Origin of the sequence: Legionella drozanskii LLAP-1, assembly GCF_001467585.1 — a bacterium.
Classification (GTDB): Bacteria; Pseudomonadota; Gammaproteobacteria; order Legionellales; family Legionellaceae; genus Tatlockia; species Tatlockia drozanskii.
Window position 1 is genome coordinate 239495 of record NZ_LNXY01000031.1, and the last position, 20113, is coordinate 259607.

Here is a 20113-nt window from a genome sequence, read left to right on the forward strand (position 1 = left end):
TCAGTCACTTTCAGGCCTATTTTGTTTGTTAGCAAAAATCAGTGGTGCAAACCAATGGTTCATTAGCACCACAATGTAGGTGAAAAAAAACGCAAGAGGGGCTATTTTTAACCACATAAAAACAAATGTAAATAAGATAACGGACGACATGATTTTCAAAGCTTCACCTAAATAGAAACTTTTAACAATTTGTCGAGCTGCTCTAGCGCCTTGGTATTGAAACAATTTTCTAGCGAAAAGAGCTGAGGGGATTATTGCCACCATGCCGCCTATGACTGCCGACATTGCTTCTTTTTTACCGAAAATTGCTAATAATACTAAAGAGATCAGTACACTAGTCAGCAGTTGGATTCCTAGCATCCGCTTTACACCGCTAATGCCAAGCTTATCTTTCACATTTTCACCCATCTTTTATCGCGCGGATTATAAAGTAATCAACTTTGATAAGCAACGTAACCGCGTTCTTTATGTCAATTTCGCCGAACTAATTGTACAATTTTACAAATTAAAAATCAATATGTTTAATGTTGTTACATCTTTTTGATCACAGTTGTTGACTAACTAAACTGGAATATTAGCTATAAATTGCTTATATTTTAAATAGGGGTTCTGCTATTGTTTTTTTGACCGAACCTTTCAAAGAAATACCATCAGAACTCGCAATTCACCTCGCAATTAAGGAATTGACTATGTCTGAGAAGCAACAACGCACCGCTGCCAGTATGCGGGAAAAGATGCTCAATCGTTATGGTGATGGACTCCACCACAAACATGACAAAAACCACAACCCTTATCGGAAACATTTTAGATCCCATCCAGTTGAAAATTTAAATGGTTATAATGAAGAACGAGATAGCAATGCATCGACGGGTTCATTACGTGCATTAAAATTAAGAAAAATTCGTAAACGACTGGATAAAGGTCGCTTCCATTGATAAAGTAAACGGTATCCTCCAGGTTAGCCACTTCCTGGTTTGGAAAACAGTACCCCGTGGCCTGGATGTCCAGGCCACAACGAGGTATCGGTACACAAGGTGGTGATATTTAAGAAAATTTGCTCATGCCAAATACAATTAATCCTAATTTCTCATTAATTTTGACCGTTTGACGCATTTCTGCACTAAGTGTCTGCTAAAGCATGCTGACTTAAGTGATAGTATTTAAATAATTTTACTACTCGTTCCACCCCTTCGGTGTTTCTTGCAATATCGATTACCCGTAGCGCTTGGCGAGGTTTTACATCTCCCATAAGATACACAATATGATCCGACGTTATTATTTTAAATACCCGAGGATCGATATCAGCATCGGCAAAAATTTGACTCCGTATTTTTGTGGTAATCCAACTATCTTCTATCGTAGAACTTGGCTGTTTGCTTATATCCAATTGATTTATTACGCGGCGATAACCCTTCAGCGCTGAAATGCGCCTTATTGCTTCCTGTCGCAGCTTAACTGTCGGCAGATGCCCAGCGAGTAAAATATCTCCATTGAAAACAGCCAAATCGATTGAACAACCTTGTTGCTTAAACAATTGATCATCATAAAGTGCATGACCTGCCTCCGCTCCTAGCTGGTAATCATCGATTTTTTTATAAACATTATGGCGATCGTAGACCATTGTTGCTCCAGTCCACAATTCACTATAGCAGCCTCCTAATAAGGCAAAGCTTAATAGAAGAATAATCGTACGTCCCTGTTTTCTCATACCCGCTTTAGAATATGTTGATTAGACTATATATTGAAAAACCTTAACCACTTTTCTCACTCCATCAACCTGCCTTGCAACATTCACCGCTAAATTAGCTTGTTCATGGGTCGCAATTCCCATTAAATAGACAACGCCGCTCTCAGTCACTATCCGTATGGAGCCAGACTCTAGACCTTTTCTAGCTAGCATTAAACTTCGAACCTGGCTGGTAATCCAAGTATCTTTAGTTCTTTCTGCTATCGATAATGGATAATCTACCGTGATTTCATCATAGACTCTTCTAACATTAGGCGTACTCTGCGCAATTTTTTCTGCCATCACGCGTAAAGAAGCTGCAGGTGTTTGGCCAGCTAATAAGACTACGCGGTTGAAACTAGTGACTATTATTCGAGAATCCCGAAAACGAGGGTCTTTTACTATTGCTGTATGTATTTTATGAAATATACGAGCGTCACTTTCAATAGTGACAACACTTCGTCTATCATAGACAACTAGACTGGCAGCAGCACCAGCCACCACGGCCGCTACACAGCCTGTGAGTAAAGCGCTTATTAGCAAAAAAATGATTGAACGTATTTTCATAATTTACCCCAGCATTTGCCCAAATAAGGATTGATCTATCAGATCACAAAAACAATGCAAAATGAATAAATGTGTTTCGCGGATACGAGCTGCATTGTCACCCTGTACTCTCAATTCGATATCTTCTGGACCAAGATGATTACTAAGAACACCACCATCACGACCGCTTAAGGCAATCGTATCCATTCCTCTATCATTTGCTGCATTCACAGCATGTAAAATACAGTCTGCGTTCCCCGATGTCGAGAGGGCAATCAAAACATCTCCTTCGTGACCTAAGGCCTGTATCTGGCGCGCAAATACTTGATCATAATGACCATCATTAGCAACGGAGGTCAGTGAAGACATATCGGTAGTTAAGGCAATAACAGGTAGAGAAGGGCGTTCTACTTCGAAATGATTAATCATTGCTGCAGAAAAGTGGAGGCAATTTGCTGCTGATCCGCCACTGCCACAAATTAATATTTTGCCATCATTGAGTAAACAATTTACTAAACGTAAACCTGCTTTCGCTATGGGAGAAGACAAAGCATCTGCTACTGCAATTTTTGCTTCTATACTGATACCAAAAAGCTGTCTGACGCGATCTTCCATCTGTGTCATTTTTATTTCCGATTGTTTATCATTTTAAAAGCAGCATTAAAAAGCCATTTCAAAAGCATTCTTTATCCATTCAATCTGCAATTCTTTTCCTTCCATCCCAAGTACATCAAAACGTACCGGTTGTTTATCGTATCTTTTATTAATTGCCAAATAATGGGTTGCAGCTCGAGTAAGCTTCTGCTGTTTAACATAGTCCACACTCGCTAAAGCACCACCAAAATTTCGTGACCTGCGGGCTCGTACTTCAACGAATACAAGATAATTTTGTTCTTGCATAATTAAATCAATCTCACCCCAACGGCAGCGATAATTGCTCTCTATCCAATGTAAACCCTGGGCAATAAGATACGCCCTTGCTTGCTGCTCTGCTGCGAAACCGGCCTTCAATGACATCTATCTTATATCCCAATCAAGTTAAGCTAGTCTCTATAGCAACGCCGCCTTTGAATTGTCCCCAAGCCGGAATTCTTGCAATCTGCTGTATTCGATTCAAGTAAAGTACACCACTCTTATCATCAATTCCCATAGCTGGGAAGAGAAGTAACTGATTCAATTGGCTTGTTAAGGTATAGCTATCCATGCCGAGCGCATATAAGCGGTTATAACTATTTAACTGCTCTGGCCAATTTTTATTAGCCATCTGATGAGTAAACACCCAAGGCATGTCACTAAAAATAATCCCTTCGAGATCCTTATCTTTCATGATATTGGGACTACCTGCGTAAACTGCTGAGGTTGCAAAAACGGGAATGTCTCCTGCAAAATAATATTTTAATAGAGGCATGATTTGCCGCGCCTTAGAGGGGTAGGCAAGTAAAAAAATCATATCAAAATCTTGTCGTCGTCGTGGTATCGTTTGAATTTTTTGCCCTAATAACTGTCTCAGTTGTTTTTCTCTCGATTGGCTATCAGAAACATGAAGGAAATCTCGCACCGAGACGTTCAAATCCTCATTATTTCCATAGGCTAATTTATCAACAACAATACCCCCATTGGTTTTCCATTGCGAAGCAAAGGCGGTTACGATTTCATCTCCCCAGGCTCCAACTGGAGCAATAACCAATGCGCGCTTATAGCCTTTTTTCTCTGCTCTTGCAGCGACTTGGCGAGCCTCGTTGCTTGGAGACAAACCAAAACGATAAGCATTGGTATTGTTCGCCACCTCCATATCATTGAGCAATAAGGTGGGCACAGGATGTTCCATTGCCGCAACAACACTGACATCGGTTTTACTGAGAGGGCCTACTACATAATCAGCCCCATCATTTAACGCTTGTCGATATAAAGCCGCTACATCTCCCGCAGCTGTATTATATTGACGAATATTCACTGGCGAATTCGCTGAAGCCGCCATAAAACCATCGCGAATTGCTCCACCAGGACCAGCTAAAGGCCCACTTAGAGGCAATAACAAAGCAATTTGCTTCGGGGAACTATATAAATAAGGCTTCACAGCACTGAGCGGTGCGGGCAATAATTTATTCGCGGGATGTTCAGAATATTGTGCCTGCCACTGTTCTACTTGTGCATAAAGTGCTTGCGCATTATCATGATTTTGTCGTGGAATTAGCGCTAATTTCATCCATCCTTGTAATTCAGAATTATCAGAAGCTTCAACGGCTAAGGTGTTTAGCTCGGCTACGGGTAGTTTGGTTAAAGTAAGCCATAGAATTCGGCGATTATTAGTTTGGCCTGCGTCATCAGGTATTAATCCTTCTAATTTAATTCGTTCAACTACCGATTCCGCAGGATTGCCTACAGATTCGTAGGCAGAAGCTAAGATTTCATGATATTGAACTTGATAGAAGGCCGACAAATTGTTAGTTTCACGCACGGCAGCTAATCTAGAAATCGCAGAGCGTGGTTGGTCGCGCACTAAATCCGTTTTAGCAAGGAGAATGTTTTTTGCATTAGCCTGCTCAAGCGATAAATTGCCAGTTTGTGCTAAAGTGCGAAGGCCATCGCGAAGCTGGCCATCATAGATAAAACGTCCGGCAGCCATTATCAGCATATTTTGTTTTTCACTATCTGCCTGATTTTTGGCAAGAGCAAGGTAGGCTTTGGCAGGCATAGTATACGGGGTTGTCAGTGCTGCCGCTGATTTTACTTTGACAACTGATTGAATTTGGGGCTCAGGAACTTTCATACATTGTGAAAGTAGTAGAGCAGAACTAATAATTGCAACTAAATTTATGAGCGATTTTGCAAACATGAAGGTAGGTCCAAAACGCAGGAACGCAATAGGATAAACTATGGTAAAAACTTCAGCAACCTCTGTCGGTATTCTTTACATTGTTGCCACCCCAATTGGTAACCGCGATGATATCAGCTTGCGGGCTTTAGCAACCCTCAAATCTGTTGATACCATCCTTGCAGAAGATACACGTCACTCAGGGCAATTACTTAGCGCATTAGGTATACATAAGCCCTTAGTTTCCTTGCATGCGCATAACGAAGCCAATAAAAGTGAAGCGATTATTCAGGCTTTACAACAAGGGAAATGTTTTGCCTTAATTAGCGATGCAGGCACGCCCTTGATTAGCGACCCAGGCTTTCCCTTGGTCAGACTCGCACGTGAACAGCAAATTACAGTAGTACCGATTCCTGGCGCCTGTGCCTTGATTACTGCACTTTCAGCCGCGGGAGTCGCTTGTGATAGCTTTACTTTTATCGGTTTTTTACCTGCTAAACAAAGCGCAAGGCGGGCAAAGTTAGAATCTTTACGGCAGAGTGAACACACCATTGTATTTTATGAATCAACCCATCGAATTCTTGATTCGCTTGACGATCTCATTGAGGTTTACGGACCTAACTATGAGTTCGTTGTCGCCAAAGAATTAACCAAAACCTTTGAACGCTTTATTAATGGGACAGGACAAAACATTAAAAACTGGTTTCTTGCTGAAGAAGCTCATACTAAAGGGGAATTTGTTTTTATTTTACCTGCACGGCCTGAAGAGGATACAACTAACCAGCAAGAAAAGGATATTTTATTGCTATTGCTCAATGAATTAGCTTTGAAACAAGCGGTTAAAATAGCGAGTTTGCTAACCAAGAAAAATAAGAATGAACTCTATAAATTGGCCTTGGAGTTAACCAAGGACTAAGGTTGAGAGTCTAGATTATCTCGGAGTCGCTTAGGTTTAGGTAGCCCGTCTTGAAAAAACGAGGCTACCGGGATTGAACCTGGCTAGAGTCTCTAAGATAAAACCGCCGCGATTCCTAATAAGTCATCTCGATATTGCTCTGAGCTATCTTCTTCATTGAATTCAATCACTGGATTTTCCGCTCCAACCTCTACTTGCTGTTTGTGTTTCTCTTCATAACTGTTATAAGCAGAATAAAGCTGATAAGCGAGATATACCGCAGTAAGAACAACCGCTGCCTGCCAGCAAATTGCAAATGTGGCAATAAATAAGGTTGGCAGAAAAACGTTTTTAAGCATTGTGAATATGAACTCATTTCGTGCTGCATTATAAGCAATAATGGCTTCATTATTATTGGGGTCATGGATTGCTTGAAGTCTTTTTTCTTCAAAATTTTTATAGGATCCAGCTGATAAATACATCGCCACACCAAAAGTACAAATTGCATAACAGAGAATTGCTATTACTGGTGCTGTAAATACCATTGATGCTGAAAACCCTACCGCAAGTAGTAATGCTGCAGCACAGTTAAACCAAAAATAAGAACTTTCTGCACTCCAGCTAATCTCCAACTGCTCAATTTCATCATTTAATAATTTAATATGTAGGCCAATCTCTTTTGTTTTTTCTTCCGTTAATGGTTCCCCTTTTTCATCAACGAAATTAATGAGCAAGTCATTATAGAAATTCCTATCACTAATCAATTGCTCTCTTTTAGCTAAAAATTCCTTCTCTGCTAAATGTCGCTGCCAAATCAGCCAACAAAAATCAAAGAATAGAAATCCCGCTACAATCCATCCTGCAGTCGGATCGGGTATTCCAGTCAGCCAATTGTAGTTAGTAATGAAATTGACTATTCCCCATACCAGATCATTCACCAAGACGGGATGACGTTTATATAATTCATCGTATAACCGTAGTTCCCAGTCATAATCTTTTTCTTTTTCAGATCCATATGCATGTTTAGTCAGCATTGCTCCATTAAAAATAAAACGGAGGGCGAAAAAAGCCACGCTGCATACTCTAAGAACGGGATTGGGGGATTCTAAGATAGAAACAACGTTATCGACGTCGATATTGCTGAACACGCTACCAATTCTATCGAGAATTTCCAATTCACGAGCTAAAAGCAAGGATTTGGTTATTGTTGTGCGGCAAAAAAACCAATATATCCGCTCAACATTAAGTGCAGAAACCCAGTCACGAATTGTTGATACTTTTGTAGGCGCCCTAAGCAAATCGATTAAACCATTTGAAATCCTTTTTCCCAGATACTCAAAAAAACTTTCATTATCAGTTTTTTGGTCGGATTTGGTTTGCTTAGGATGTTTTGTTTTACCGCTCTTTTTAAATTCCAAACGCTCTTTTATGTCTATTCTTAGTTTTAAGAATTCCTCTGCTTTACCATCTTGTCCATAAGCACGATGATAATTTTGCAACATAATGCAGCAGTAATAAGCGTATAACCAAAAAGCATCGTGATCGATATCACCTTTTTGTAGACGGCCCCATAAGAGTTCGTACTCCTTTTTAAGGAGTTTTTCGTTGGGGGCTAAAAACCCATAATCATGGCTTTCGGCTCTCTTTCTTGCATCATCTAGTGTTTTGACTTCTGCAAAAAATTGGCGTTTATCATTAGCGAAATCTGCAAAATATCCTTCAAAGGCCATAATCATCAACCCAACAAAAAAATATACATCTCGTTTAAAAAAGTTAACTTAACATTCTATTGCATAACACACAAGATGTTTTGTATTTATTTTCACCAGTTTGTTTGGAAATAGGGTTTGTTGAATTAAACAAGCAGACTTAAGGCTTAGAATTATTTACCAATACAAAAGCTAGAGAAAATGCGCCCCAATAAATCATCTGAAGAAAATTCCCCAGTAATTTCGCATAAGGCTTGATGGGCAAGGCGTAAATCTTCGGCAAGTAATTCACCGGCTCTTAACTCAGTGAGTTGTAATTGGCCGGCAAGCAAAAAAGCTTTCGCTTGATCCAAGGCTTGTAAATGACGTCGGCGGGCTAAGAACAGCCCCTCCGCTGGTTGATAACCGACTAGTTCTTTAATTTTTTCCTTTAAGGCCTCTAATCCTTGTCCTGATTTCGCAGAAAGGAAGACCTTATTTTCTTCGGTTGTTGGTTTTATATTGCTTACATCAATTTTATTAAAGATCTGAATAATAGGGACTGAGGGGGGTAGCGCAGTCTTAATTTCTTCACTTAACTCAGTGCAAACTGGGCTATTTACATCGATAACCATTAACAGACAATCAGCGCGGCTCACTTCTTGCCAAGCACGTTTGATACCTTCTTTTTCAACAAGATCGTCACTTTCTCTTAGACCGGCGGTATCAACGAGATGTAAAGGAATATCGTCGAGCAAAATATGTTCTCGCATTACATCCCTTGTCGTGCCAGCCACATCGGTCACAATTGCGACGTCGCGTCCCGCTAAACAATTGATTAAAGTAGATTTTCCGGCGTTAGGGCGACCAGCAATAACCACCGATAAACCTTCGCGTATAATTGCCCCCTGGCTGGCATTCGTACGAATATCACTTAGTTCCTGCAATACGTCATTTAACATAGCGGCGACTTTACCGTCACTTAGGAAATCAATTTCCTCTTCTGGAAAATCAATGGCAGCTTCAACAAATAATCGTAAATGAATAAGTTTTTCATTGAGTTCGTTGATTCTTTTGGAAAAGTCACCTTGAAGCGATCGGACTGCCATGCGTGCAGCGGTTTGAGAACTTGCATGAATTAGATCAGCGATTGCTTCGGCTTGGGTTAAATCGATCTTGTCATTAAGAAAAGCACGCTCTGAGAATTCGCCAGGTCTTGCTAACCGTGCACCTAAAATCACCGTTTCATTCAATAGATTATCTAAAACTACAGGTGCACCATGTCCCTGAAATTCAACCACATCTTCGCCGGTGAAAGAGTGTGGCGCTTTAAAATAAATCATTAGCCCATTATCAAGTATTTCATTCTGCGAATTAATAAAGGAACAATAAGTCGCTAATCGTGGGCTAAGAGTTTTATTGCCGTTAAGTAGTAGCGCGATGGGGTACGCTTTGGGACCAGAAAGTCGCACAATCCCCACTCCACCGCGACCGGGTGGAGTGGCAATTGCTACGATTGTATCATTTTGCATCATTTGCTGAAATTAGGGTTTTCTTCTTGGGGCGATCATCGCTGTACTTACGGGTAATGTACCATTGTTGCAAGATTGACAGCGCATTGTTGACTATCCAGTATAAAACCAATCCTGCTGGAAAATTCCAAAACAACGCGGTAAACAAGATAGGTAAAAACATCATGACTTTTGCCTGCATCGGATCAGGTGGTGCAGGGTTTAAACGCTGTTGAATCAACATCGTTGCGCCCATGATAATCGGTAAAATATGATAGGGATCAGCCACAGCTAAATCTTTTATCCAGAAAATAAAAGGAGCTTGTCTTAATTCCACACTTTCTAATAACACCCAATAAAGAGCAATGAATACAGGAATTTGAATCAGGATAGGTAGGCATCCACCTAAAGGATTGACCTTTTCCTGACGATACAGCTCCATGGTTGCCTGACTCATTTTAGCTTTGTCATCACCATGTCGTTCACGCAAGGCCTGCAATTTAGGTTGCAACTTACGCATACCTGCCATAGATTTATAGCTGGTAGCTGATAAACGATAGAAAGCCAGTTTAATCAACACAGTGACTAATACAATCGACCATCCCCAATTCCCAACGACTGAGTGAATTGCTTTCATTAACGAAAACAAGAGTGATGATAAGAACCAGAGCCAGCCGTAATCAACAGTCAAGTCAAGTCCTGGTGAAATTTCTTTTAATTGAGAAGTAATTTCAGGACCAACGTATAAACTTGAACCAATCTCTTTCTGTGCACCAGGTTCTATAGTGAGAGGTTGGCTAACAGCTCCAATTGTATAATCACCGTCAGCAGCTCGCGTATAGAATAAATTATGGCTATCGCTTTTTGGAATCCAGGCACTGACAAAATAATGTTGCTGCATAGCAATCCAGCCACCTTGCGCATTCACATCCAGATTTGCCTTAGTCATGTCCTTAAAATTAACTTTTTTGTAACGTTGTTGTCCGGGATTAGAGTAGGAAGCGCCGGTATAAGAACCAACATGGAAAATACTCGATTTATCTTCTTGTGGTGAAGTTCGCAACAACTGGGTATTCATATACCCTTTCCAAGGGGTTGTTCCTTGGTTATCGATTACATAGTTCACTTGAACCAAATAACTGCCTTTGGTGAAAGTAAATTCTTTTTTGACGGCTAAGCCCTCAGCTGTTTTACCGTTTAAAACCACTACTAACTTATCTTGACCCGGAGCCAATTGATATTGCTGTTGAGCAGAGGTAAAGCCAAAATCAACATGTTTTACCTGGTTATTATTAGTAAATAAACTAGAGTTCGCAACGTAACGTTCACCTGCTTGATTTTGTAAAAGGGTTATTGGCTTATCTTTTTCATCGACACTCACAGGATAATCAAGTAATTGCGTATTGATTATGTCGCCTTGCTGCAAATCGATGCTTAAATCAATCACATCGGTTTTCACGCGAATAGGCTGGGTGCTTGGGGAGTTCGTCAGTGAGGTGTTTTGTTCAGGAGCCACTTCTTGATTTGGTTGATTATTCGGAGTGTTAGTCAGATTGGGCAATAGGCTACCTTGATTAGCAGTCGCTGTTGTTTGACTTGTTAATTGGCGGGGAGTTGGCGGATAATCATGCTGCCAATTCATCCAGAGGGAATAGATAACCAGCGCCAAAGCTGCGTACAAAACTACACGTCGTATATCCATTAAAACTTCTCTTCGTTAGGTGATACTGGGTCATAGCCACCCCTAGCCCAAGGATGACATCGTAATAATCGGCCAACTGCTAGCCATAAGCCTTTGAAAATCCCAAACTGCTTGATTGCTGCAAGGGCATATTGCGAGCAACTTGGATAATAGCGGCAACAGGGTTTCATGATAGGGCTAATACAAAATTGATATAAAACAATAGGTATGCAAATCAGGCTGCGTATAAAGCGATTAATTTGTCCCATATTTTACCTAATCCGGCAATAATTGTCTTATTTTCTTTTTCTGCTAGACCGTGCCTTGCTAAAAATATCACGTCCATTGCAGGTAATCGAGTTGTACGAAAAGTTTCCCGTATTAAGCGCTTCATGCGATTCCTATCATGTGCTTTGGGTATCATTCTTTTCGATATTGCTAATCCTAGTCTGGCATTCCCCAAAGCATTTATACGGCAAAGTACAATAAACTCTGGGGTAACCAATTTTTTTGCTTGTGCAAAGACGTGATCATAGTCGCTTTTTTGTAGCAACCGCCGCGTTTTGTCAAAACAATCCACTTAAGCTGATAAACGCTTACGACCTTTTGCGCGACGACGCTTAAGAACTAAACGGCCACCGCGAGTTGCCATGCGTTGTCGAAAACCATGATCGCGTTTGCGCTTCAAGTTACTTGGTTGAAATGTGCGTTTCATGATGAACCTGTTGTTAATTAATTTTTAAGGTTGGCAATGATAGGAAACTTTACATCTGCTGTCAAATAAGCACGCATTAATTCTTGAAGTTTCTTTTTTGCTCAATTACGCTGGCCAATAATTATAACTTAGTTAAACTTTTTATTTTGTTCTTATTATATAGTTTTTGATTTCTGTTGATTGTTTTATAAAAACTAATAAAAACATGATTTTACAGTTTTTTAAATGTGTAGATAAACTCTGTTTAATGTCGTTGTTAAGATCTGTATAACTTAGACCTATTAAAAAATTGCCTAGTTATCCCTCTATTCATCCCCTACCTTTTCCCTGCTTATACATAGCTAACCAAATCAGGTAAGCTTCTTTTTTGCTCAATAAAGGTCGATATGTCTCTGGTAAAATGATTTAATTTTTTATTCTATCTGTGGATAACTCTGTTTTTTTATACCTGGCTCGGTATAATTGGTCCTTTATCGCTAAATTTGGGGTGGCATATAACTGCAAATTTAAGTCTAAGTTTGAGTGCTATTGCTTTATAGACTCATTCTTTGTCAATTTTAATGCATTTCCCTGTCATGCTTGAGAGCTATTTCATTAAGCATAAGTTCGGTAGTAATATAACTTTGATTTTTGTGGCGTGTTGCTAATTTTATTTTGGCCTTGTGTGAGGAGTTTTTGTGTTTGAAGATGTTTGGAATAAATGCCGAGAGCTTCTTGAGGAGGAATACTCGCCGCAACAATTCAATACCTGGTTACGTCCTTTGCAGGCTGAAATTCATGAGACTGGTCTTGTTTTATTAGCTCCTAATCGTTTTGTTGTCGACTGGGTAAAGCGCAATTTTTATTCCCGACTTAAAGAATTAATTAGCCAGATTGGTGGAGATGCTTGCACTTTATTAAGTATAAGTATTGGTACAAAAACAGCCGAGCCCGTTAGTGTGGATAGTCAACCTGCTAAAGTGACGACAAGCATTCCTAAATCCTCACCTAAAAATACGGCTGACTATAAAAATAGTTATCTTAATAAGAAGTTTGTTTTCGATAGCTTTGTTGAAGGAAATTCAAACCAACTTGCTCGTGCGGCATCTTGGCAGGTAGCTGAACGTCCGGGGGATGCTTATAACCCTTTATTTATTTATGGTGGAGTAGGGCTAGGAAAAACTCATTTAATGCATGCTATTGGGAATACGATTTTAAAGAACAATCCTGAAGCGAAGGTACTTTATCTTCATTCTGAGCGTTTTGTTGCCGATATGGTTAAAGCTTTGCAAACTAATTCAATTAATGAATTTAAACGTTTTTATCGGTCCTTGAATGCGCTTCTAATTGATGACATTCAGTTTTTTGCTGGTAAGGATCGATCTCAAGAAGAATTTTTCCATACTTTCAATGCCTTACTTGAAGGTCAACAACAAATTATTCTCACCAGTGATCGTTATCCCAAAGAAATTGAAGGCATGGAAGAGCGACTTAAATCTCGTTTTGGTTGGGGATTAACTGTAGCTGTTGAGCCGCCTGAATTGGAAACGCGTGTTGCTATATTAATTAGCAAAGCTGAGCAGTCTAACATTGATTTGCCTTATGAGGTCGCTTTTTTTATTGCCAAGCGCATACGCTCCAATGTTCGTGAATTAGAAGGGGCCTTGCGTAGAGTTATTGCGAATGCTCATTTTACAGGTAAACCGATAACTATTGATTTTGTTCAAGACGCTTTGCGTGATTTACTTGCTTTGCAAGACAAATTAATCACGATAGAAAATATTCAAAAGACTGTGGCGGAATATTATAAAGTAAAAGTGGCAGACTTGCTTTCTAAACGTCGTAGTCGTTCGATTGCCCGCCCTCGCCAGATGGCAATGGCTTTAGCAAAAGAGTTAACCAATCATAGTTTGCCTGAGATAGGTGATCATTTTGGTGGCCGAGATCATACAACCGTTCTCCATGCATGCCGAAAAGTTAAGGAGTTAATCCAGGATGACAATGATTTTGCTGAGGATTATAAAAACCTGATGCGTACTTTATCATCGTGATTTGAGACGGAATATGTTTGATCTAACACTTACAAAAGAGCAATTACTTAGCCCCTTGCTTACGGTTGCAGGAGCAGTGGATAAAAAACAATCATTGGCTATTTTGTCCAATATTCTACTCCGTTTTTCTGATAATCAGTTGGTATTAACTGCCACTGATTTGGAAATGGAGATTAGCGCACGAATTAATTGCGAAGCGAGCCAGAGCCCTAGCCAAATCACAATTCCCGCAAAAAAATTTATTGATATCATTCGCTCTCTCGATGACGAAGTCAGTCCGACAATCTCTATGAAATCTGGAATCGTTATTATCAAAGCCGGTCGGAGTCAATTTAAACTGGCAACCCTACCTGCTGATGATTTTCCCTCCTCTGAGACTGAGCTGCATGAAGTTGAATTCTCTCTTCCCCGAGTCGCACTTATTCACCTTTTGCAATCCACTCATTTTGCCATGTCTCAACATGATGTTAGGGTGTTTTTAAATGGATTGCTTATTGAGTTAGATGCGCAAACCATTACTTCGGTTGCTACGGATGGACATCGAATGGCCGTATGCAAGTTGCCTTGTGAACTTAATTTTCCTCATCAGCGATTTTTATTGCCCAAAAGAGGGGTGCAAGAAATTTTGCGTTTATTAAATAATGTTAATGATGAGAAAATCGATATCGCAGCAGGCAAAGCCTATTTTAAACTATCTACTCAGGAATATACCTTTCAGTCTCGATTGATCGACGCCCGTTTCCCACCTTATTCAAAAGCAATTCCCCGTAATCAAGATAAATTTGTTCTTATTGATAGGGATTTGCTTAAACGTTCTCTTTCACGCATCGTTATTCTGGCTCATGAAAAATCGCGAGCAGTGATGCTGCATATGCAATCGGGTGCCTTAACACTTATTGCCAACAATCAAGAACAAGAAGAGGCAACGGAAACTTTGGAAGCTCATACTGACGGTAATGAGTTAAAAATTGGTATTAATGCAAGTTACCTTCTTGATGTGTTGAATTTTGTTGGCGAAGGACTTGTTCGGTTATCAATGTCAACTACCGATAGTAGTATATTGGTTGAATCCTTACAGGATGAACTCTATCAATATATTATTATGCCTATGAAACTATGATTCTTGCTCAATTGCATATTCAAAATTTACGGAATATTCAATCCGAACGATTTAATCTTCATCCTCATATTAATATCATTGCAGGACCAAATGGCTCAGGAAAAACATCGTTTCTTGAGTCAATTTATTTATTAGGAACTGGACATTCATTTCGCACGCGAGAAATTACTCCTCTCGTTAGTCATAATACAGATAGTTTAGTTGTATTCGCTCGAACCAATGATGAGCAATCCATTAGCATTCAAAAGTCGATCTCTTCCCCAACACAGGTTCGATTAAACAATTATCCTTGCCAGAGTAGCAGTGAACTCGCCCATTTCCTTCCTTGCCAGGTTTTTTATCAGGATCTTTTTCAAATCATTGATGCGGGTCCCTCCACTCGTCGCAGTTTATTAGATTGGGGATTGTTTCACGTGGAACCTAGTTATCATCTTTTATGGAAAAATTATCGACGATCGGTAAAACAAAGAAATAGTTTACTTCGACAAAGAACCAAACAAGAAATGGTTAAACCATGGGATTTAACTCTAGAACAGTTAGCCAATAAACTTGACGTATTGCGAGCAGAATATTTTCGTAAATTAGATGAAGAATTTAAAAAAATTCTACCTAGATTAACCGATCTCGAATGTAGTTTAAGTTATTACAAGGGTTGGGATAGAAAAGGGACTAATAAATCCTTATCGCAGATTTTAGCTGATTCCTTCCCGACAGATTTATCAAGACAATTTACTCAGTATGGGGCACATCAGGCTGATATAATAATTGAATCCCAGGATTATCGAGTTAAGCAATTTTTATCACGTGGACAACAGAAGATCATACTCATTGCATTAAAACTAGCTCAAACAATTTTGATGTCGCAGCCATGTGTTTTTCTTTGCGATGATTTGTCATCAGAACTGGATAGTAATCATCTTTCTTCACTTTTTGAGTTAATTACAACAATAAAAGGCCAATTTTTTATAACGGCAATTGATATTAAATCATTGCCTCTGAATTTAGATTCGCAATCTTTTGTATCTTTTGCCCTGAGATAAGAAACAAGTGTTTCACGTGAAACACATGCTAAAGAAAAAATTGCTATTCGTTTAGGATAAATTCAAATGTCGGCAAACACAGAACAAAAATCAATCCTGTGTTCGCGACACAACAACCAACCAGTAGATAGGTTTACATCAATGGTATGTTCATCAATGATATGAAACATTTTCTACCATTTCTAACTCCAACTGTATAATAAAACTCCTAAATTTTTGCCAAACTAGAGACAGACTACTTTTAATTGACATGTCTCTATCGCAGAGATTAAAATGGCCTGATTTTTGTCAATATCAAGGTGTTTTAATGGGAACAGGCTCAATAAATATTGCCTTATCAGATATTGCCGCTGCCACTAAGCGTTACTCTCTATTAAGAATATTGGGGTGGCAGGATATCCGTCAGCGCTATAGACGTTCGGCCTTAGGACCTTTCTGGTTAACAATCAGTATGGGCATAATGATCGGCACCATTGGTGTCGTGTTTGGGCAAATTTTTAACTCTTCTCTCAGAGAATTTTTACCGTTTTTATCGATTGGTATTATCCTTTGGGGTTTTTTTTCTGCGATTATTACAGAAGGATGTACCGGATTTATAACAGCAGAAGGAATTATTAAACAACTCCCTCTTCCTTTATTTGTCCATATCTTGCGTATGATTTGGAGAAATGTGCTGATTTTAGGACATAATATTCTTATTTTTCCCTTAGTACTTTTAGTCGTAGGGAAACCTTTACACTTAGTTGCGCTGTTAAGCATTCCTGGATTTTTGCTGGCTTTAACAAATCTTATTTGGGTAGCTCTTCTTTTAGCGACTATTTGCACTAGGTATCGTGATTTTGCACAAATAATTTCGAGCATGCTACAAGTCATTTTCTATTTAACTCCAATTATGTGGATGCCAAATCTCTTACCTCCTGGTAAGAGTTATTATTTTTTAGAATTGAATCCTGTAAATCATTTATTTGAAATTATTCGTGCTCCATTACTCGGTCAGGCTCCTGCCTTAACGAATTGGATCGTATCAATAATTTTAGCGTTCGTCGGATGGAGTGCGACTCTAGTCATCTTTAGTCGTTATAAGCGCCGCATCGCCTACTGGTTATAAGAAAGAAAAGCTATGGCTTCTATTGAATTTAATAATGTTAGTGTTGATTTCCCTATTTACAATACTAATAGTCGATCGCTTAAAAAACGATTGATGCAGGTTGCAACGGGTGGTCAGTTGAATGCAACTGAACAGGGAGTTGTTGTTGTTCGCGCATTAGAAGGTTTAAATTTTACTTTGAATGATGGCGATCGTGTTGGACTAGTTGGTCATAATGGTGCTGGAAAAAGTACTCTACTTCGCCTACTAGGTGGGGTCTATGAGCCATCCAGCGGTAGCATTCTGACTAAAGGTGATATTGGTTCACTTATTGATATTTCTCTGGGTATTGATCATGAATCAACCGGTAGAGAAAATATTTATGTTCGTGGCGGTCTTCTGGGAATGACAAGAGCAGAGATTAATAAACATCTTACTGATATAATTGAATTTTCTGAATTGGGTAATTTCATTGATGTGCCGGTGCGTACCTATTCGACAGGGATGCATCTTCGCTTAGCGTTTGCTGTATCAACAATCCTACGTCCAGAAATTTTAGTAATGGATGAATGGCTTTCAGTCGGCGACGAAAATTTTAAACGCAAAGCAGAAAAGAGAATGGAAGAAGTTGTTCAAGCCACAAATATTCTTGTCGTTGCGAGTCACTCTCGTGAGCTGATTTTAAATCTATGCAATAGAGTGATTTGGCTTGAACATGGAAAAATTAAGATGGATACTGATCCCCAGTCAGCAGTGGAAGCTTATTTTGGCGTATAATCGTAATATTTTTTACATGGATAATAATGAACAAAGCATACCGAAAAAGGACTGAAATTGGCGTTGCGTTTTCATCAGGTTTAAACTGTTTACTAAGCAAAGAGATAGCTATTAACCATGAGCAACAAAATCCACTATCTTTAGGTGGATATCATGACCCTGAGACCTTTTTTTATCGCACAAAATTAAAAAAAATGCTGCGACCAATGATTCGGTCAATATACCGCAGTTTGAAGCAAATCATTAGACCAATTACTTTTAGAGTACATCATTATTTTACTGCAGAATTAAATCAAAGGTGTATGCACCTACAAAGCATGACGATTATTCTCCAGCAATCGCTCGAGACGATGAAGCAGGAGATGCAGCAAATATCAACCTTTATCAATGTGCAAAATAAACAAATACTTGCATCCCAATGTATAAAAAAAAGAAATGAATCCAGTTCACTAAATCGTAAAACTCAAGCAGAGATAGAAAGTTTTAGGGCTATTCTCATAAATAATCCCAATGTTGCACTTATTGTAGAATTTGATCAATCACATCTTAAGCGTACTAACCACAGTACAAAACAGTGGCTTAAAGCATTTGAAGATTTGAATTTATGTTATAAAGTCATTAACGAAAAAACAAAGGCTCTCGAAGATTGCTCTGTTTGGCAATTAGAAAATAGAGAATCGGCAAATCTTTTCTTTGCCCGTAAAAATTCAACTGCTTGGGAGAAAACAGCAGTATGAAAAAAGGTATTATTATCATAGGTGCTGGTGGTCATGCTAAAGTGTGCATTGAGTTATTGCGTTCGATGGGTGAAGAAGTTAGTTTTTGCATTGGGAACGATGGATCTGCCGATTTATGTTTAGATATACCTGTTTTACAGGGAGATAATCATCTGAACATTCTACATGAAGAAGGTTATTCACGAATATTTATTGCAATTGGTTCAAATTATTTAAGAGAACGTCTGGCAACTATGGCAATGAACGAGGGATATATATTAGTGAATGCGATTAGTCCTCAAGCTATTATTTCTCCCAGCGCTCGCCTTGGTTCAGGTGTAGCAATCATGGCTGGCGTGGTGATAAACGCAGAAGCAAATATTGCAGATTTGGCAATTATCAACACAGGAGCAACGGTAGATCATGATTGCCAAATAGCAAAGGCGGTACATATAGCTCCGCAATGCGCTTTAGCTGGCAACGTAAAAGTGGGAAGCCAAAGTTTTCTTGGTGTTGGCTCTAAGGTAATTCCCGAAATTGAAATCGGCGAAAAAGTTATTCTTGGTGCTGGAACTGTAGTTATTTCAAACATAATAAATGGGGCGACGGCTGTTGGAGTCCCTGCGCGTATTATTAATAAATCAGTAGTAGGAAAGGAATGTCATGCAACGAATATCAGTCGCACAGCCTAAACTAGCGGGGAATGAACGCAAGTACGTACTTGACTGTTTAGATTCAAATTGGATTTCATCAAATGGAAAATACATTGGCGCATTTCAAGAGTCGTTTGCTAAGTTTTGTAATGTTAAACATGCGATAGCCACTAACAATGGTACAACAGCATTACACCTGGCATTAGTGGCGCTCGATTTGCAACCTGGAGATGAGGTGATTATCCCCACTGTAACCTATATCGCCACAGCGAATGCTGTTCGCTACTGTGGGGCTACTCCTGTCTTGGTTGATGTTTGTGAAGAAACCATGAATATTAATCCAAATGAAATCGAGAAAAAAATTACTGCAAAAACTCGAGGCATCATTCCAGTCCATCTCTATGGTCACCCTGCCGATATGGAAGCAATTAATAAATTGGCAGATCAATATGGTTTATGGGTTGTCGAAGATGCTGCAGAAGCTCATGGTGCAGAAGTACTGGGTAGCAAAGTGGGTAGCTTAGGAACTTGTGCAGCCTTTAGTTTTTTTGGTAATAAAATTATTACTACCGGTGAAGGTGGTATGGTTACTACTAACAATGACGAGCTTGCTGATAAATTGAGACTATTTCGTGGGCAAGGCATGGATCCTAATCGCCGTTATTGGTTTCCAGTCATTGGCTACAACTATCGTATGACCAACATACAAGCAGCACTAGGCTTAGCACAAATGGAAACAATTGAACAGGCACTCTCGAGTAGAACTATTCTTGCTAGTTGGTATAACGACGCTTTACAGAACCTTAGTGACCAAATTGTGCTACCAATAGAACTTCCTTGGGCCAAGCATGTTTTTTGGATGTATACCATTTTCTTGAAAAAGGGTGGCGAATACGAACGAGATAGGTTAAGGCAACATATGGATGAAATGGGGATTGAAACGAGACCCGTGTTTTATCCTATGCATATACTGCCTCCCTATGCTGAAGATAAAGCATATCCAGTAGCCGATCTTTGGTCACTCCGAGGAATTAACCTGCCAATGCATCAAGATTTAACTCAAAATGATGTACAGCAAATTGTTAATGCTCTAGTAACTGCATTGAGATAAAA

Annotated in this window: 22 protein-coding genes; 10 read left to right on the plus strand and 12 right to left on the minus strand. The window is 39.3% G+C overall.

Going from position 1 to position 20113, the window contains the following annotated elements:
* Nucleotides 1-396, minus strand: a complete 396-nt coding sequence (locus Ldro_RS14500) for a F0F1 ATP synthase subunit I (RefSeq protein WP_238584030.1) — start codon at nucleotides 394-396, stop codon at nucleotides 1-3.
* A gap of 293 nt (nucleotides 397-689) precedes the next feature.
* On the opposite strand from Ldro_RS14500, the gene Ldro_RS14505 reads away from it, so the two are divergent.
* Nucleotides 690-935 carry a hypothetical protein gene (locus tag Ldro_RS14505; protein ID WP_058497136.1) on the plus strand — a complete coding sequence of 82 codons (246 nt, stop codon included), beginning with the start codon at nucleotides 690-692 and terminating at the stop codon, nucleotides 933-935.
* A gap of 185 nt (nucleotides 936-1120) precedes the next feature.
* On the opposite strand, the gene Ldro_RS14510 is transcribed toward Ldro_RS14505, so the two are convergent.
* From Ldro_RS14510 to Ldro_RS14530, 5 genes are read right to left on the minus strand one after another with little or no spacing between them, the layout of a single operon-like run.
* Nucleotides 1121-1708, minus strand: a complete 588-nt coding sequence (locus tag Ldro_RS14510) for a BON domain-containing protein (protein WP_058497137.1) — start codon at nucleotides 1706-1708, stop codon at nucleotides 1121-1123.
* Nucleotides 1709-1729: 21 nt separating this feature from the next.
* Entirely contained in the window at nucleotides 1730-2293 is a 564-nt protein-coding gene (locus tag Ldro_RS14515) for a BON domain-containing protein (RefSeq protein ID WP_058497138.1), read from the minus strand.
* Nucleotides 2294-2296: 3 nt separating this feature from the next.
* Nucleotides 2297-2896 carry a D-sedoheptulose-7-phosphate isomerase gene (locus tag Ldro_RS14520; RefSeq protein ID WP_083497986.1) on the minus strand — a complete coding sequence of 200 codons (600 nt, stop codon included), beginning with the start codon at nucleotides 2894-2896 and terminating at the stop codon, nucleotides 2297-2299.
* 36 nt (nucleotides 2897-2932) lie between these two features.
* Nucleotides 2933-3289 carry a YraN family protein gene (locus Ldro_RS14525; protein WP_058497139.1) on the minus strand — a complete coding sequence of 119 codons (357 nt, stop codon included), beginning with the start codon at nucleotides 3287-3289 and terminating at the stop codon, nucleotides 2933-2935.
* A 16-nt stretch (nucleotides 3290-3305) separates the two neighbouring features.
* Nucleotides 3306-5108, minus strand: coding sequence for a penicillin-binding protein activator (locus Ldro_RS14530; RefSeq protein WP_058497140.1), 1803 nt, complete (start codon nucleotides 5106-5108; stop codon nucleotides 3306-3308).
* Nucleotides 5109-5148: 40 nt separating this feature from the next.
* Here Ldro_RS14530 and rsmI point away from each other — a divergent pair, with 40 nt between their 5' ends.
* The gene (rsmI, locus tag Ldro_RS14535; RefSeq protein WP_058497141.1) at nucleotides 5149-6003 is read left to right on the plus strand and encodes a 16S rRNA (cytidine(1402)-2'-O)-methyltransferase; all 855 of its coding nucleotides are present in this window, start codon (nucleotides 5149-5151) and stop codon (nucleotides 6001-6003) included.
* Between the two features lie 92 nt (nucleotides 6004-6095).
* Here the strand turns inward: rsmI and Ldro_RS14540 are convergent, their stop codons facing one another.
* The 6 genes from Ldro_RS14540 to rpmH form a co-directional block, all read right to left on the minus strand.
* Nucleotides 6096-7712: a hypothetical protein gene (locus tag Ldro_RS14540; RefSeq protein WP_058497142.1), complete on the minus strand. Its 1617-nt coding sequence runs from the start codon at nucleotides 7710-7712 to the stop codon at nucleotides 6096-6098.
* Between the two features lie 152 nt (nucleotides 7713-7864).
* Complete coding sequence (gene mnmE / locus Ldro_RS14545) at nucleotides 7865-9202, minus strand: tRNA uridine-5-carboxymethylaminomethyl(34) synthesis GTPase MnmE (RefSeq protein ID WP_058497143.1); 1338 nt, start codon at nucleotides 9200-9202, stop codon at nucleotides 7865-7867.
* Nucleotides 9192-10883, minus strand: a complete 1692-nt coding sequence (yidC, locus tag Ldro_RS14550) for a membrane protein insertase YidC (protein WP_058497144.1) — start codon at nucleotides 10881-10883, stop codon at nucleotides 9192-9194. Before yidC ends, mnmE begins: the two co-directional genes overlap by 11 nt.
* Nucleotides 10883-11131 (minus strand): membrane protein insertion efficiency factor YidD, encoded by a 249-nt coding sequence (gene yidD, locus Ldro_RS14555; RefSeq protein WP_058497145.1) that lies wholly within the window; start codon nucleotides 11129-11131, stop codon nucleotides 10883-10885. The genes yidC and yidD overlap by 1 nt, the downstream gene beginning before the upstream one ends.
* Nucleotides 11098-11442, minus strand: a complete 345-nt coding sequence (gene rnpA, locus Ldro_RS14560; RefSeq protein WP_058497146.1) for a ribonuclease P protein component — start codon at nucleotides 11440-11442, stop codon at nucleotides 11098-11100. The genes yidD and rnpA overlap by 34 nt, the downstream gene beginning before the upstream one ends.
* Entirely contained in the window at nucleotides 11443-11577 is a 135-nt protein-coding gene (gene rpmH, locus Ldro_RS14565) for a 50S ribosomal protein L34 (protein ID WP_019215662.1), read from the minus strand.
* A gap of 677 nt (nucleotides 11578-12254) precedes the next feature.
* Between rpmH and dnaA the strand changes: the two genes are divergently transcribed.
* The 8 genes from dnaA to Ldro_RS14605 all read left to right on the plus strand — a co-directional run bounded on the left by dnaA (nucleotide 12255) and on the right by Ldro_RS14605 (nucleotide 20111).
* On the plus strand, nucleotides 12255-13607 hold the full coding sequence (gene dnaA / locus Ldro_RS14570) for a chromosomal replication initiator protein DnaA (protein WP_058497147.1): 1353 nt from the start codon (nucleotides 12255-12257) through the stop codon (nucleotides 13605-13607).
* A gap of 13 nt (nucleotides 13608-13620) precedes the next feature.
* Nucleotides 13621-14727: a DNA polymerase III subunit beta gene (dnaN, locus tag Ldro_RS14575; protein ID WP_058497148.1), complete on the plus strand. Its 1107-nt coding sequence runs from the start codon at nucleotides 13621-13623 to the stop codon at nucleotides 14725-14727.
* Nucleotides 14724-15767, plus strand: a complete 1044-nt coding sequence (gene recF / locus Ldro_RS14580) for a DNA replication/repair protein RecF (protein WP_058497149.1) — start codon at nucleotides 14724-14726, stop codon at nucleotides 15765-15767. Before dnaN ends, recF begins: the two co-directional genes overlap by 4 nt.
* A 307-nt stretch (nucleotides 15768-16074) precedes the next feature.
* Entirely contained in the window at nucleotides 16075-16875 is an 801-nt protein-coding gene (locus Ldro_RS14585) for an ABC transporter permease (protein ID WP_058497150.1), read from the plus strand.
* A gap of 12 nt (nucleotides 16876-16887) precedes the next feature.
* The gene (locus Ldro_RS14590) at nucleotides 16888-17631 is read left to right on the plus strand and encodes an ABC transporter ATP-binding protein (RefSeq protein WP_058497151.1); all 744 of its coding nucleotides are present in this window, start codon (nucleotides 16888-16890) and stop codon (nucleotides 17629-17631) included.
* A gap of 26 nt (nucleotides 17632-17657) precedes the next feature.
* Nucleotides 17658-18368: a hypothetical protein gene (locus tag Ldro_RS14595; RefSeq protein WP_058497152.1), complete on the plus strand. Its 711-nt coding sequence runs from the start codon at nucleotides 17658-17660 to the stop codon at nucleotides 18366-18368.
* Nucleotides 18365-19039, plus strand: a complete 675-nt coding sequence (locus Ldro_RS14600; RefSeq protein WP_058497153.1) for an acetyltransferase — start codon at nucleotides 18365-18367, stop codon at nucleotides 19037-19039. Before Ldro_RS14595 ends, Ldro_RS14600 begins: the two co-directional genes overlap by 4 nt.
* Nucleotides 19011-20111: a DegT/DnrJ/EryC1/StrS family aminotransferase gene (locus Ldro_RS14605; RefSeq protein WP_058497154.1), complete on the plus strand. Its 1101-nt coding sequence runs from the start codon at nucleotides 19011-19013 to the stop codon at nucleotides 20109-20111. The genes Ldro_RS14600 and Ldro_RS14605 overlap by 29 nt, the downstream gene beginning before the upstream one ends.
* Nucleotides 20112-20113: the final 2 nt, after the last annotated feature.

Bases quoted from the DNA above. Each gene is read 5' to 3' on its own strand.
- Ldro_RS14505 (WP_058497136.1), top strand. From the start codon at position 690: ATGTCTGAGAAGCAACAACGCACCGCTGCCAGTATGCGGGAAAAGATG.
- Ldro_RS14510 (WP_058497137.1), bottom strand. From the start codon at position 1,708: ATGAGAAAACAGGGACGTACGATTATTCTTCTATTAAGCTTTGCCTTA.
- Ldro_RS14515 (WP_058497138.1), bottom strand. From the start codon at position 2,293: ATGAAAATACGTTCAATCATTTTTTTGCTAATAAGCGCTTTACTCACA.
- Ldro_RS14520 (WP_083497986.1), bottom strand. From the start codon at position 2,896: ATGACACAGATGGAAGATCGCGTCAGACAGCTTTTTGGTATCAGTATA.
- Ldro_RS14525 (WP_058497139.1), bottom strand. From the start codon at position 3,289: ATGTCATTGAAGGCCGGTTTCGCAGCAGAGCAGCAAGCAAGGGCGTAT.
- Ldro_RS14530 (WP_058497140.1), bottom strand. From the start codon at position 5,108: ATGTTTGCAAAATCGCTCATAAATTTAGTTGCAATTATTAGTTCTGCT.
- rsmI (WP_058497141.1), top strand. From the start codon at position 5,149: ATGGTAAAAACTTCAGCAACCTCTGTCGGTATTCTTTACATTGTTGCC.
- Ldro_RS14540 (WP_058497142.1), bottom strand. From the start codon at position 7,712: ATGGCCTTTGAAGGATATTTTGCAGATTTCGCTAATGATAAACGCCAA.
- mnmE (WP_058497143.1), bottom strand. From the start codon at position 9,202: ATGCAAAATGATACAATCGTAGCAATTGCCACTCCACCCGGTCGCGGT.
- yidC (WP_058497144.1), bottom strand. From the start codon at position 10,883: ATGGATATACGACGTGTAGTTTTGTACGCAGCTTTGGCGCTGGTTATC.
- yidD (WP_058497145.1), bottom strand. From the start codon at position 11,131: ATGGGACAAATTAATCGCTTTATACGCAGCCTGATTTGCATACCTATT.
- rpmH (WP_019215662.1), bottom strand. From the start codon at position 11,577: ATGAAACGCACATTTCAACCAAGTAACTTGAAGCGCAAACGCGATCAT.
- dnaN (WP_058497148.1), top strand. From the start codon at position 13,621: ATGTTTGATCTAACACTTACAAAAGAGCAATTACTTAGCCCCTTGCTT.
- recF (WP_058497149.1), top strand. From the start codon at position 14,724: ATGATTCTTGCTCAATTGCATATTCAAAATTTACGGAATATTCAATCC.
- Ldro_RS14585 (WP_058497150.1), top strand. From the start codon at position 16,075: ATGGGAACAGGCTCAATAAATATTGCCTTATCAGATATTGCCGCTGCC.
- Ldro_RS14590 (WP_058497151.1), top strand. From the start codon at position 16,888: ATGGCTTCTATTGAATTTAATAATGTTAGTGTTGATTTCCCTATTTAC.
- Ldro_RS14595 (WP_058497152.1), top strand. From the start codon at position 17,658: ATGAACAAAGCATACCGAAAAAGGACTGAAATTGGCGTTGCGTTTTCA.
- Ldro_RS14600 (WP_058497153.1), top strand. From the start codon at position 18,365: ATGAAAAAAGGTATTATTATCATAGGTGCTGGTGGTCATGCTAAAGTG.
- Ldro_RS14605 (WP_058497154.1), top strand. From the start codon at position 19,011: ATGCAACGAATATCAGTCGCACAGCCTAAACTAGCGGGGAATGAACGC.